The sequence below is a fragment of the Halomonas sp. genome (assembly GCF_029263665.1).
Lineage (GTDB): Bacteria > Pseudomonadota > Gammaproteobacteria > Pseudomonadales > Halomonadaceae > Halomonas.
In genome coordinates, this window is record NZ_JAJUFQ010000020.1 from 1 (window position 1) to 12,953 (window position 12,953).

General features: G+C 56.7%; 10 protein-coding genes. 3 read left to right on the forward strand and 7 right to left on the reverse strand.

Annotated features, from left to right (window positions below; all coding sequences use genetic code 11):
* Positions 1-323: 323 nt before the first annotated feature.
* The 6 genes from Q1K07_RS16660 to Q1K07_RS16685 all read right to left on the reverse strand — a co-directional run bounded on the left by Q1K07_RS16660 (position 324) and on the right by Q1K07_RS16685 (position 8,811).
* Complete coding sequence (locus tag Q1K07_RS16660; protein ID WP_300313381.1) at positions 324-1,805, reverse strand: bifunctional 2-methylcitrate dehydratase/aconitate hydratase; 1,482 nt, start codon at positions 1,803-1,805, stop codon at positions 324-326.
* Between the two features lie 53 nt (positions 1,806-1,858).
* Positions 1,859-3,061, reverse strand: a complete 1,203-nt coding sequence (prpF, locus tag Q1K07_RS16665; protein WP_300313384.1) for a 2-methylaconitate cis-trans isomerase PrpF — start codon at positions 3,059-3,061, stop codon at positions 1,859-1,861.
* A gap of 1 nt (position 3,062) precedes the next feature.
* The gene (gene acnD / locus Q1K07_RS16670) at positions 3,063-5,669 is read right to left on the reverse strand and encodes a Fe/S-dependent 2-methylisocitrate dehydratase AcnD (protein WP_300313387.1); all 2,607 of its coding nucleotides are present in this window, start codon (positions 5,667-5,669) and stop codon (positions 3,063-3,065) included.
* Between the two features lie 147 nt (positions 5,670-5,816).
* Positions 5,817-6,944: a 2-methylcitrate synthase gene (prpC, locus tag Q1K07_RS16675; protein WP_300313389.1), complete on the reverse strand. Its 1,128-nt coding sequence runs from the start codon at positions 6,942-6,944 to the stop codon at positions 5,817-5,819.
* Positions 6,945-7,025: 81 nt separating this feature from the next.
* On the reverse strand, positions 7,026-7,919 hold the full coding sequence (gene prpB / locus Q1K07_RS16680) for a methylisocitrate lyase (protein WP_300313393.1): 894 nt from the start codon (positions 7,917-7,919) through the stop codon (positions 7,026-7,028).
* Positions 7,920-8,046: 127 nt separating this feature from the next.
* Positions 8,047-8,811, reverse strand: coding sequence for a GntR family transcriptional regulator (locus tag Q1K07_RS16685; protein WP_300313396.1), 765 nt, complete (start codon positions 8,809-8,811; stop codon positions 8,047-8,049).
* A gap of 207 nt (positions 8,812-9,018) precedes the next feature.
* Between Q1K07_RS16685 and pabB the strand changes: the two genes are divergently transcribed.
* Together pabB and Q1K07_RS16695 are read left to right on the forward strand one after the other, a co-directional pair.
* Entirely contained in the window at positions 9,019-10,419 is a 1,401-nt protein-coding gene (pabB, locus tag Q1K07_RS16690) for an aminodeoxychorismate synthase component I (protein ID WP_300313399.1), read from the forward strand.
* A 117-nt stretch (positions 10,420-10,536) separates the two neighbouring features.
* Entirely contained in the window at positions 10,537-11,157 is a 621-nt protein-coding gene (locus tag Q1K07_RS16695; protein ID WP_300313402.1) for a phosphoadenosine phosphosulfate reductase family protein, read from the forward strand.
* Between the two features lie 130 nt (positions 11,158-11,287).
* Here the strand turns inward: Q1K07_RS16695 and cysB are convergent, their stop codons facing one another.
* On the reverse strand, positions 11,288-12,259 hold the full coding sequence (gene cysB, locus Q1K07_RS16700; RefSeq protein ID WP_300313405.1) for an HTH-type transcriptional regulator CysB: 972 nt from the start codon (positions 12,257-12,259) through the stop codon (positions 11,288-11,290).
* Positions 12,260-12,526: 267 nt separating this feature from the next.
* On the opposite strand from cysB, the gene trxA reads away from it, so the two are divergent.
* On the forward strand, positions 12,527-12,850 hold the full coding sequence (trxA, locus tag Q1K07_RS16705) for a thioredoxin (protein WP_149284054.1): 324 nt from the start codon (positions 12,527-12,529) through the stop codon (positions 12,848-12,850).
* Positions 12,851-12,953: the final 103 nt, after the last annotated feature.

Consider the following 12,953-nt stretch of genomic DNA (forward strand, 5'->3'; position numbering starts at 1 on the left):
CAAGTGCCTATTTTTCAAGGCGCTGTTTCGATGAAACAGTCAGAGCGAAAGTCTGAACGAGCACCTCATCAGCGACTCGTTTCGAAGTGGCGGACATTCTACTGATTCCAGCCTGTCCGTCAAGCGAAAGATTTTACCGAGCACTTAAAAAGTCTTTTCAAATCAATTGCTTTTACCACCTCTTACCGCTGGTGACGTTGTCTCGTCCCCGGCAGCGGATGCGTACTTTACGGATTTCACCGGAGCCCTGCAAGGACTTTCTGTAAAAAATTTCCGAAGCTTCGAGTCGCGAGCTCCGAGCAGTGTCAGACGTCAGCTCGTACTCAAATCGTCCACAGTTCCATGAAACGATCTACAGCACAGGCTTCGAGTCGTTGCCGATCGCGACACAGGGTCATGATCTCCTCGCAGCGCTGAGTGGGAAACCGCGTCGCCAGATGGCGGGCAAATTTGTCGATCAGCACCGGCATACCTTCATTCCGACGACGGCGGTGACCGATGGGGTACTCCACCACCACCTTGTCGGTGGCGCTGCCATCGGTAAAGAAGACCTGTATCGCGTTGGCGATGGAACGTTTGCTCGGGTCCAGATAATCGCGGCTGTATGCCGGGTCCTCCTGTACCACCATCCTGTCACGCAGTTGGTCGATGACCGGATGGTCACGATGAAAACCATCTTCATAGTGCTCGGCCTGCAACTCGCCAAAAGCCAGCGGGACTGCCGTCATGTACTGCAGGCAGTGATCACGATCGGCCGGGTTGGCCAGATCCCCCTGCTTGGAGATGATACGTATTGCCGACTCATGGGTCGTCAGCTCGATACGCTCTATCTCACCCAGCCGATCTTTGACCTCTGGGTGCAATGTGACCGCCGCTTCACAGGCCGTTTGGGCATGGAACTCGGCAGGAAACGCTAGCTTGAACAGTACGTTTTCCATGACATAACTGCCAAAGTCACGCTGGAAACTCAGTCGGCGCAGGGCCTCAGGCTTGAGTGACAAGTTGCTGTTGAAGTGGCTAAAACTGACATCATAGAACCCCCATTGAGGCGCACTGAGTACTCCGGGAATCCCCATTTCTCCACGCATGGCGATATCGACCAGCCTCACAGCGCGCGAGGAGGCATCTCCCGCCGCCCAGCTCTTGCGCGAGCCGGCATTGGGAGCATGGCGATAGGTTCGCAGGCTCTGCCCATCGACCCAGGCATGCGACAACGCCGACAGCAGTTGCTCCCGACTCGTCCCCATCAGTCGGGCAATGGCGGCAGTGGATGCCACCTTGACCAGTAGAACGTGGTCCAGTCCCACACGGTTGAAGGAGTTGTCCAGCGCCAGCACCCCCTGGACCTCATGCGCCCGAATCATCGCATCAAGCACATCGCGTATGGTCAGCGCAGTCTCCCCTCGCGCCACTCTCTGCTGCGAAAGATGATCCGCAACAGCGAGGATAGCGCCAAGGTTGTCCGATGGATGGCCCCACTCGGCAGCCAGCCAGGTATCGTTATAGTCCAGCCAACGGATACAGGCCCCGATGTCCCAGGCCGCCTTGACCGGGTCCAGCCGAAAGGCAGTGCCCGGTACTCGTGCACCATGCGGTACCCATGTCCCCTCGACCAACGGCCCCAGATGCTTCAGGCACTCAGGAAAACGCAGCGCCAGCAGCCCACAGCCAAGGCTATCCATCAAGCAATGGCGCGCTGTATCGAAGGCTTCATCACTCTCTATCTCGAACTCCAGAATGTAGTCTGCAATACGCTGGAGCTCCTGATCATAATCAGGACGGATATTGCTCTCGACGTTGCTCATGCTGGCCTCCATCGGAACGAAAAACGCCACCCCGGAGGGTGGCGTCGCAGTCATCATGCAAGGACTTCGGCAGGAACTCTGACCTTTCCCTCCATCAATATCCTGGCACTTCGGCTCATGGTGGCCTCGGTCGCGACCCAGCGCTCGTCAGCCTGCTCAACTCGAGCACCGACACGTAATGTCCCAGAAGGATGTCCGAAGACCACAGAGGTCCGTGTCTCCCCTCCTCCTGCTGCAAGGTTGACCAACGTGCCCGGCACTGCCGCCGCGACACCAATGGCCACCGCAGCCGTCCCCATCATGGCGTGATGCAGCTTGCCCATGGAAAGCGCACGCACCACCAGATCAATGCTGGTCGCATCAATTTCCTTGCCACTTGAAGCAGTATAGGACTTTGGGGGCGCCACGAAGGCAACCTTGGGCGTGTGCTGACGGGAGGCTGCTTCATCCAACCGTGAAATCAGCCCCATACGCAGTGCCCCATGAGCACGCAGAGCTTCAAAACGTGCCAGAGCGCGAGGGTCCGAATTGATATCTTCCTGCAACTCAGTTCCGCTATATCCTAGGTCTTGCGCATTGACGAAGATCGTTGGAATACCGGCATTGATCAAAGTGGCACAGATCCGACCGCCCGCCACTATCTCTTCAGGCACGTCCAGTTCATCGACCACCGCCCCCGTGGGGAACATGGTTCCTTCACCATCGGCAGGGTCCCGGAAAGCCAGAGCGACCTCCGCAGCAGGGAACGCGACCCCATCCAGCTCGAAGTCACCTGTTTCCTGAATCTGGCCGTTCGTGATCGGTACGCGCCCAATGATGGTCTTGGCAATATTAGCCTGCCAAATGCGTACTTCGACTTCCCCATTCTGTGGAATACGCTCAGGATCAATCAGCCCCAGCTCAAGTGCGCAAGGACCCACTGCTGCTGACAGATTGCCGCAGTTACCACTCCAGTCGATGAAGGGCTTGTCGATGGCCACCTGCCCGAACAGGTAATCCACATCATGATCCGGCGACACGCTTTTACTGAGAATGACCACCTTGCTGGTACTGGAAGTCGCGCCTCCCATGCCATCGGTATGCTTAGCATACGGATCGGGACTGCCCACTATCCGCATCAGCAAGGCATCTCTCACCGGCCCTGGGACCTGGGCCGCTTCAGGAAGATCTTCGAGACGGAAGAACACCCCTTTACTGGTCCCACCTCGCATGTAGATAGCAGGGATACGCAACTGTGGGGCGGAAGGCGCTCTCATCTCAAGCCACCTCCGATTCAAGGAAATCCTGAGCAAAACGCTGCAGCACACCGCCTGCCGAATAGATGGAAACCTCCTCGAAGGTGTCTAGTCGACAGATCACAGGCACTCTTTCGGAGCTCCCATCTGCTCGATGAATCACCAGGGTAAGCCTTGCTCCAGGCGCTGGTTTGCCCTCGACGTCATACGTTTCCGTGCCCTTCAGATCAAGAGAGATACGCGTTGTTCCCTCTTCAAACTGCAGCGGCACCACTCCCATGCCAATCAGGTTGGTACGGTGAATGCGCTCGAAACCTTCGGCAACGATCGCCTCGACACCTGCCAGGGCAACGCCCTTGGCCGCCCAATCACGTGACGAACCCTGGCCATAATCGGCTCCGGCAATGATGATGAGTGGCTGGCCGCGCTCCATATAGGTTTCAATGGCTTCCCACATGCGCGTGACCTTGCCCTCCGGCTCAATACGCGCCAGAGACCCCTGTCTCACATTGCCTTGCTCGTCCCGCACCATTTCATTGAACAGCTTGGGATTGGCCAGGGTCGCACGCTGCGCGGTGAGATGATCCCCTCGGTGTGTGGCGTAGGAATTGAAGTCTTCTTCCGGCACTCCCATCCTGGACAGGTATTCACCTGCCGCACTTGACGCCAGAATTGCATTGGATGGCGACAGGTGGTCCGTGGTGATGTTGTCAGGCAGGATAGCCAGTGGACGCATCCCCTTGAGTGCACGTTCCTTGGCCATGTTGCCTTCCCAGTATGGAGGACGGCGGATATAGGTACTCATTGGACGCCATTCATAGAGAGGACTCTTGGCCTCTTCCACGGCGTCCAGGTCGAACATCGGGATATAGACCTGCTTGAACTGCTCCGGCTTGACGTATTGGCCAACGATGGCGTCAATCTCTTCATCCGATGGCCACAGATCCTTGAGCGTGATGGCGTTGCCCTCGGCATCATGACCTAGTGTGTCCTTCTCGATATCGAAGCGCACCGTACCGGCAATGGCATAAGCCACCACCAGCGGAGGCGAAGCCAGGAAAGCCTGCTTGGCGTATGGGTGGATACGGCCATCAAAGTTGCGATTACCGGACAATACCGCCGTGGTATAGAGGTCTCGTTCGATGATCTCCTGCTGAATCGTCGGGTCCAGAGCACCGGACATGCCATTGCATGTCGTACAGGCATAGGCAACGATGCCAAAGCCGAGTTTCTCCAGTTCCGGCAACAACCCTGCCTCTTCCAGGTATAGACGTGCGACCTTGGAGCCCGGGGCAAAAGACGACTTGACCCAAGGCTTGCGGACCAGGCCCAACGCATTCGCCTTCTTCGCCAACAAACCGGCTGCCACCACATTGCGAGGGTTGGATGTATTGGTACAGCTGGTGATAGCCGCAATGATCACGGCACCATCAGGCATCTTGCCCGCATCCTCTTCTGCCAGCGCCTTGTCCAGATCGACCGCAATGCCGCGTTCGCCAAGCGCTGCCGTCGGCAAGCGGCGATGCGGGTTGGAAGGACCCGCCAGGTTGCGTTCGACCGAGGACAGGTCGAAGGTCAGCACCCTTTCGTACTCGGCCTGTTCCAGACTATCGGCCCACAGCCCCGAGCGCCTTGCGTAGTTCTCGACCAGTGCGACCTGCTCGGGTTCACGTCCGGTCAGCTTGAGATAATCGATGGTCTGATCATCGATATAGAACATCGCTGCCGTGGCACCGTATTCCGGAGTCATGTTGGAGATGGTGGCACGATCGCCGATGGTCAGACTGGACGCGCCTTCACCAAAGAACTCCAGCCAGGCTCCCACCACTCGCTGCTGACGCAGGAACTCGGTCAGTGCCAGTACAATGTCAGTGGCGGTAATACCCGGCTGACGCTTGCCGGTCAACTCGACACCGACAATGTCGGGCAGGCGCATCATCGATGCCCGTCCCAGCATGACACTTTCGGCTTCCAGCCCCCCGACACCCACGGCTATCACCCCCAGTGCATCGATATGCGGCGTATGGCTATCGGTACCGACACAGGTATCCGGAAAGGCCACACCATCCCGAGACTGAATCACCGGCGACATCTTCTCCAGGTTGATCTGATGCATGATCCCATTACCAGCCGGAATCACATCGACATTCTTGAACGCCGTACGGGTCCAGTCGATGAAGTGGAAGCGATCTTCGTTGCGCCGATCCTCGATGGCACGATTCTTGTCGAAAGCCTCTGGATCAGAGCCTGCATGTTCCACCGCCAGGGAATGATCGACGATCAATTGCGTTGGCACCACCGGATTGACCTTGGCCGGATCTCCCCCCTTCTCGGCAATGGCATCACGCAGACCAGCCAGGTCGACCAGAGCCGTCTGGCCAAGAATGTCATGGCATACGACGCGGGCCGGATACCAGGGAAAATCCAGGTCCCGTTTACGTTCGATCAATTGCTTGAGTGCATCAACCAGCAGCTCTGGAGCACAACGGCGTACCAGCTGTTCGCCCAATACACGCGAGACATAGGGCAGACGCTCGTAGGCGCCAGGAGAAACAGCCTCCACCGCCTCTCGGGTATCGAAATAGTCGAGTTCTGTGCCAGGCAGGGGTTTGCGATAGTCAGTATTCATGTCGGCGTGTCACGGAGTCAGGTGCTGCAAGCCTAGGGAGGCTGCGGCATTGGCATTATGATCGGACAGGAAATGTCCTGGTATTCGCACCTCGCGACTGACGCCGGCACTCATGCCAGCGCCAGTCGGCGGGTGCTGCGGAGCAGCCTAGCGGCGTTGCTCGATTGGCACCCACTCGCTGTGCTCGGGGCCTGTGTAGTCGGCACTGGGACGAATGATGCGATTATTCTCGCGCTGTTCGAACACGTGAGCACACCAGCCTGTCACCCGAGAGCAGACAAAGATAGGGGTAAACAGCTTGGTCGGAATATCCATGAAGTGGTAAGCACTGGCATGGAAGAAATCAGCATTGCAGAATAGCTTCTTCTCGCGCCACATCACGGCCTCGACACGCTCAGAAACCGGGTAGAGCGTGTTGTCGCCCACATCTTCGGCCAGCTTCTTCGACCATTGCTTGATGATGGCATTACGTGGATCAGATTCACGGTAGATGGCATGACCAAAGCCCATGATCTTTTCCTTGCGCTCGAGCATGCCGAGAATTTCACGCTCCGCTTCTTCCGGCGACTTCCAGTCCTGAATCATGTCCATGGCGGCTTCGTTGGCGCCACCATGCAATGGGCCACGCAAGGAGCCGATGGCCCCAGTGACGCAAGAGTGCATATCAGACAGCGTCGAAGCACAGACACGAGCCGTAAAGGTCGAGGCATTGAACTCGTGCTCGGCATACAGGATCAACGAGACATTCATCACCCGTGCATGCAGCTCTGATGCAGGTTCATCGCGCAGCATATGCAGGAAGTGGCCACCGATGGACTCATCATCCGTCTCGGTATCGATGCGCACGCCATCATGGCTGAAGCGGTACCAGTAACAGATGATCGACGGCAGTACTGCCAGCAAGCGGTCAGCGACATCCGACTGCTGGTCGAAGCTGTGCTCGGTTTCCAGGTTGCCGAGCATGGAAGCGCCCGTGCGCATGACATCCATGGGATGAGCATCGGCTGGAATCTGCTCAAGCACCGTCTTCAATGCCACAGGCAAGCCACGCAATCCCTTGAGTTTGGTGATATAGGCATCCAGCTCGGCCTGGTTCGGCAATTTACCCTTGAGCAGCAGATAAGCGACTTCTTCGAAATGCGCTTTCTCGGCCAGCTCGGCGATATCATAGCCTCGGTAGGTTAATCCGGAGCCCGTCTTGCCTACCGTACACAAGGCTGTGGATCCGGCACTCTGACCACGTAGACCTGCACCTCCCAGGGGTTTATCAACCATGGCGTAACTCCTGTACTTATTGTGGTTAACTTCAACTACAAGCTCTCTCCAGCTCGTAGCTCGTAGCTCGTAGCTCGTAGCTCAGTCTTGCTGACCGCTGTTCTCGGCAAACAATGCATCGAGCTTTTGCTCAAATGCGTGATAGCCGAGTACGTCGTATAGCTCTTCCCGAGTCTGCATCGACTCGACCACATCGCGCTGATGCCCGTTTTGCTGGATGCTTTGATAGACCTTGAGAGCTGCGGCACTCATCGCACGGAAAGCCGACAATGGATAAAGCACCATGCGGCACCCTACCTCGGCCAATTCCTGCTGAGAGAACAGCGGAGTGGCACCGAACTCTGTGATGTTGGCCAGAATCGGGGCATTGGTCTGATTACAGAAGGCTTTGTAGTCATCCAGCGAGTGTACTGCCTCTGCGAAGATGGCATCGGCGCCAGCTTCAATACAGGCATTGGCACGTTCAATGGCTGCATTCAGGCCTTCCTTCTGGAAAGCATCCGTGCGTGCAATCAGATAGAAATCGGGATCGATGCGCGCATCCGCAGCCGCTTTTACCCGGTCCACCATCTCCTGCTGGGATACGATGGCCTTGTTCGGACGATGGCCGCAGCGCTTCTGGGCCACCTGATCCTCCAGGTGAACCGCTGCCACGCCTGCCCGCTGCATCTCCTTCACGGTACGCGCGATATTGAAAGCACCGCCCCAGCCAGTATCGATATCCACCAGCAACGGCAGGTCACTGGCACCACAGATACGATGAGCGTCCTCGACCACATCATTCATGGTCGTCATGCCCAGGTCCGGCAAGCCAAAGGAAGCATTGGCCACGCCACCGCCGGAGAGATAGATCGCCTGATGGCCCGCACGCTCAGCAAGCATGGCGGTGTAGGCATTGATGGTGCCAACGATGGGCAGTGGTCGATTGGCATCCAATGCAGCGCGGAAACGGGCGCCGGGGGTAGCGATTGTCATCTTGTCTCTCCGCAGAGGAAATGGGGTTGGGTTGATTTCGGACTGAGTGATGGGTCCCGCGGGCCCCCACTACTCAGTTCGATGCATTCTCGTTCAACGGATCTTCATTCAACTGGCCCTCGTTCAATTACTCGGGCCTGCCCTGTTCAGCGCCACTCAGCTCTGGAACGCTACGTGTAACAACGCTAGGTTCATCGCGACCTTCCAGAGAAGCGGCATAACGCGCCATCACGTTTTCCCTTGAGGCACTGACGTGACGTCGCATCAGCAGCTCTGCCAACTCCGCGTCGCCCGCTTCTATGGCATCGACGATACGATGGTGCTCGACAAAGGCCCTTTGAGGGCGGCTACCACTGGCACTGAACTGGGTCCGGTACATGCGCACCAGGTAATAGAGGTCATCGCACAGCAACGCCATCAGCATGCGATTGTGGCTTCCCTGAACAATGCGGTAGTGGAAATCGAGATCACCTTCGCGCTGATAGTAGGCTTCGCCGCGAGCCAGGTCCGCCTGCTGTTCATGCACTGCCAGCACTTCACGCAAGCCTGCAATTTCAGCAGCCGTCATGTTTTCTGCCGCAATACGCGCCGCCATGCTCTCCAGTGCTTCACGCACATCGAACAACTCCATCAGTTCCTTCATCGACAGCTTGACCACTCTCGCCCCTACATGGGGAACTCTTTCGATCAAGCGATGCGCCTCCAACCGACGCATTGCCTCACGCAGAGGGCCGCGGGAAATGCCGTAGGTCTTGGACAGACCCGGTTCAGTGATCTTGCTACCCGGAGGCAGCTCCCCACGCACGATGGCATCCTGCAACTGATGAAAGACCCGCTCAGCCAGAGTGCGGACTTCGGGTATCACGGATGTGTCGGAGTCATAGAAGGTCATGATTGATTGTCGACAATATAGGCTTGAAGGAAATGTAAAGCAGTCATTTATCTAGGTCAATGATGGGGAAAGTATCACGCATACACCTTTTGTTGTAGACAATGTGGCAACAGGGTTTTCTCGAGGCCTCTCCTGCGTTGACGGTATTTCAGCGACAAAGCGCTGCAAGGTTCGTAGAATGGCGTGTTGTTTCACCCAAGGCCCGGCATGACTCCAGTGTTAGATATCTATCCCGTCACCTATCACGACAATCCCCTCGAGTATTTCCAGGCGTTACTTCAGCGTCCGGATGCCGTACTGCTGGATAGCGGTCGTCCCGAGGCGCCCGGCGGGCGCTTTGACATCATGTCCAGCGACCCCCTCGATATCCTTGAGGTGGCGGCCGATGGGGTTGCAACGACACGTAATGGACAAGTGACCAGCCAACATCCTTTCGAGGCTCAACAGCAGCTATTGGAGCAACTTCCTGCGCTCTCCGCCGACAGTCCGTGCCGCGACTGCGAGCTTCCCTTTGTTGGAGGCTTGATCGGTTACTGGGGATACGAACTGGGACGCCATCTGGAACCAGTGGGCAACAGGGCCAAAGTGGTTACCTCCTTGCCACTGGTTCGGCTCGGCCTTTATGACTGGGCGCTGATACAGGACCACGATCAGTGCCAAAGCTGGCTGGTCGCAAGCGCAGAGAGACGCCGTCAGGTAGAACAGTGGCTGGGCACGAAACGTCCAACAGGCGAGTTTGCGTTGACTTCCGAGTTCAATGCCAATCTGACACAAGCGGAATACCAGCAGCGCTTTGAAGCCGTGAAACGTTATATCCACGCCGGCGACTGTTACCAGATCAACCTTGCCCAACGCTTCAGCGCCCGTTACGAAGGAGATCTCTGGCAGGCCTATCAATATCTTCGTCGAGCCACGCCAACGCCTTTTGCAGGCTTCATGGCCTGGGAAAGACAGTCAGATAGATGCCAGCAAGCCATTCTCTCACTGTCTCCCGAGCGCTTCATCGAGGCCTGTGACGGGCAGGTGGAAGCACGCCCCATAAAAGGCACGCGCCCTCGTGGCAACACTCCTGATGAAGACCGTGCCATGGCAGAAACACTCAGCACAAGCATCAAGGACCGTGCCGAGAACGTGATGATTGTGGACTTGCTGCGCAATGATCTGGGCCGAGTCTGTCGCCCAGGTAGCGTCTCGGTACCCCAGCTATGCGGGCTCGAAAGTTATGCCAATGTGCACCATCTGGTGAGCGTGATTCGCGGCCAACTCATGACGGGGCTCTCTCCGCTTCAGCTTCTGGAAGCCGCCTTCCCAGGAGGCTCCATCACTGGAGCTCCCAAGGTCCGCGCCATGCAGATCATCGACGAACTGGAGCCTGACCAACGCAGTGCCTATTGCGGCAGTCTCGGCTATATCGATGTACGTGGCCATATGGATACCTCCATCGCTATTCGCACACTGGTGGCCGATGCTGGCCAACTGCACGTATGGGGAGGCGGAGGCCTCGTGGCCGACTCCGATGCCAACGAAGAATATGCCGAGACTCTGACCAAGATTCGCCATCTGATGGATGCCTTGATCAGTGGGCCTGGGCAGCATTGCAAGCAATAAGAAAGGCGGCTATTAAAACCAGCAGGAATAACCAACCCATAAATCGATATTGGGGAAGCCTGTCATGGCTCTGGTAGGGTAGCGGCATATCGAATGGCATCATTCCGGAGTTTCCAAATGGAACAGCAACTCGACATTATCAATCGGGACCTGGGCCAAGATCCCGCCGCCCTGATTCGCTGGTCGCTCGAACAGGGCAGCCGCCCCATTGTCACCACCAACTTCCGTCCGTTCGAAGCGGTCATCCTGCATATGGTGGCATCGCAGCGGCCGGATATCCCTGTGGTATGGATGGATCATGGCTACAACACAGAGGCGACCTATCGCTTTGCAGATGCTCTGGTCAAACGTCTCAACCTGAACCTGATCAGCTACCTGCCGCTGCGTACCCGAGCTCACCGCGAAGCTGTCGAGGGACCAACTCCGGGTATTGATGATCCACGTCACGTAGCCTTCACCGAAGAGGTCAAGCTGGAGCCCTTCAACCGGGCACTACGTGAGTTGGCCCCGGATGTCTGGTTCACTGCACTTCGTGCCGAAGACACTCCGGAACGCTCTCGCATGCAGCCTGTCTCGCGCAATGGCGACGGTTTGCTCAAGGTTGCTCCATTGCTCCACTGGACAGCCCGTGACCTTTACCAGTACCTGCAGACCCATGATCTGCCCAATGAGTTCGACTACTTCGACCCTACCAAAGTCGAGGCCAAGCGCGAGTGCGGACTCCATCTGCAGCATTGAGTACCGCAGAAGCAGAAATGAGACGACTGGCAAAGATCACGAACCAGTAGTCAAAGCCGCAAACGACACAGCCCGTCCATCTGGACGGGCTGTGTCGTTGTGGCAAGGGCCTTCAGCGAACAAAAAGCCATCAGCGTATGGGCAACTCCACACCATCAAACAGCGTATGCTCATGGCGCGGGCCTGCGGCTAACGCCGCATCCACGACGTCGCGATCCAGGTGGCTGGCGAAGCCTTCCAGGAAATCATACATGTAGCCACGCATGAAGGTTCCACGACGAATACCGATTTTGGTCGTGGAACTCTCGAATAGGTGACTGGCATCCAGGGCAACCAGATCCGTGTCCACGTTTTCATCCACGGCCATATGGGCAACGATCCCCACCCCCATGCCAAGACGTACATACGTCTTGATGACATCCGCATCAGCCGCTGTCAGCACAACATTCGGGGTCAATGCCTGCGCGCGGAAGGCATCATCCAATTGAGAACGGCCGGTGAAGCCGAATACATAAGTGACAATGGGATATTTGGCCAACTCTTCCAGCGTCAATCGTGAAGACTGCGCCAAGGGATGATCTCGTGGCACCAGTACACAACGGTTCCAGCGATAGCAAGGCAACAGAACCAGATCGTTGAACAGTTCCAAGGATTCCGTGGCAATGGCGAAATCCGCTTGACCATCACTGACCATCTGGGCGATCTGCTTGGGTGTGCCCTGCTGCATGTGCAGCGCTACATCTGGATAACGCTGAGTAAAGGTATGAATCACCTGTGGTAGGCAATAGCGCGCCTGGGTATGCGTCGTCGCAATGGAAAGGCTGCCACGGCGTTCATCGCTGTGTTCCTGGGCGACATCCTTGATGTTGGAGGTCAAGCGCAGAATCTGACCAGCCAGTTCAATGATAGCCTCTCCTGCGGGTGTCACACGGGTCAGGTGTTTACCACTGCGCGCAAAGATCTCGACGCCCAGCTCATCCTCCAGCAGCCGGATCTGTTTGGAAATACCAGGCTGAGAAGTGAACAGGCTCTGAGCAGTGGCTGACACATTGAGATTGTGACGCGAGACTTCCCAGATATAGCGCAGCTGCTGTAATTTCATGACCTACTCGCATACCAAGAGTGATACCCATGTCGCATTGTCAGAGGTAGCCTGCCAGCGCGACGCAATGCCAGTTCGCAATAAAAACTTTTGCAGTGATTACCTTATAGCATATAAGACTAACCCGAGACGAGCGTGAAATTTGGCAAAAAACTATCGACCCAATATTTGCCAGCTACCAGGACGCCAGATAACATCGTCCCACCGGACATGGCTCACGTGTCCCCCATTCCGCTCGATAGAAGCGTAACGTAAACGGAGATTCACATGGCCAACAACGTCGATGTCACCACTGCCAACTTCAAGCAGGAAGTACTGGAATCGGATTCTCCAGTTCTGCTGAAGTTCTGGGCCCCTTGGTGCGGCCCTTGCAAGGTGATGGCTCCGGTGGTCGACGAAGTCGCCGAGGAGCGCGATGGCTCTCTGAAGGTTGTCAGCATCAATGTTGACGATGCTCCTGAGATTGCCGCCGAGCAAGGCGTACGTGGCGTCCCCACCGTCATGCTGTTCAAGTCTGGCACCAAGGTAGCATCCCTGGTCGGTGCCCAGTCCAAATCTCAGTTGAACCAGTTCATTGACCAGAATTCCTGAGGCCAACGTACCTCTTGGGTCGATGCTCAGTTGAGATGAACAAGCCCGCACCAACTTTCCGGTGCGGGCTTTTTTTGGGAACCTTCCGGGAACAAGAGATATC

Bases quoted from the DNA above. Each gene is read 5' to 3' on its own strand.
- Q1K07_RS16660 (WP_300313381.1), bottom strand. From the start codon at position 1,805: ATGAGCAACGTCGAGAGCAATATCCGTCCTGATTATGATCAGGAGCTC.
- prpF (WP_300313384.1), bottom strand. From the start codon at position 3,061: ATGAGAGCGCCTTCCGCCCCACAGTTGCGTATCCCTGCTATCTACATG.
- acnD (WP_300313387.1), bottom strand. From the start codon at position 5,669: ATGAATACTGACTATCGCAAACCCCTGCCTGGCACAGAACTCGACTAT.
- prpC (WP_300313389.1), bottom strand. From the start codon at position 6,944: ATGGTTGATAAACCCCTGGGAGGTGCAGGTCTACGTGGTCAGAGTGCC.
- prpB (WP_300313393.1), bottom strand. From the start codon at position 7,919: ATGACAATCGCTACCCCCGGCGCCCGTTTCCGCGCTGCATTGGATGCC.
- Q1K07_RS16685 (WP_300313396.1), bottom strand. From the start codon at position 8,811: ATGACCTTCTATGACTCCGACACATCCGTGATACCCGAAGTCCGCACT.
- pabB (WP_300313399.1), top strand. From the start codon at position 9,019: ATGACTCCAGTGTTAGATATCTATCCCGTCACCTATCACGACAATCCC.
- Q1K07_RS16695 (WP_300313402.1), top strand. From the start codon at position 10,537: ATGGAACAGCAACTCGACATTATCAATCGGGACCTGGGCCAAGATCCC.
- cysB (WP_300313405.1), bottom strand. From the start codon at position 12,259: ATGAAATTACAGCAGCTGCGCTATATCTGGGAAGTCTCGCGTCACAAT.
- trxA (WP_149284054.1), top strand. From the start codon at position 12,527: ATGGCCAACAACGTCGATGTCACCACTGCCAACTTCAAGCAGGAAGTA.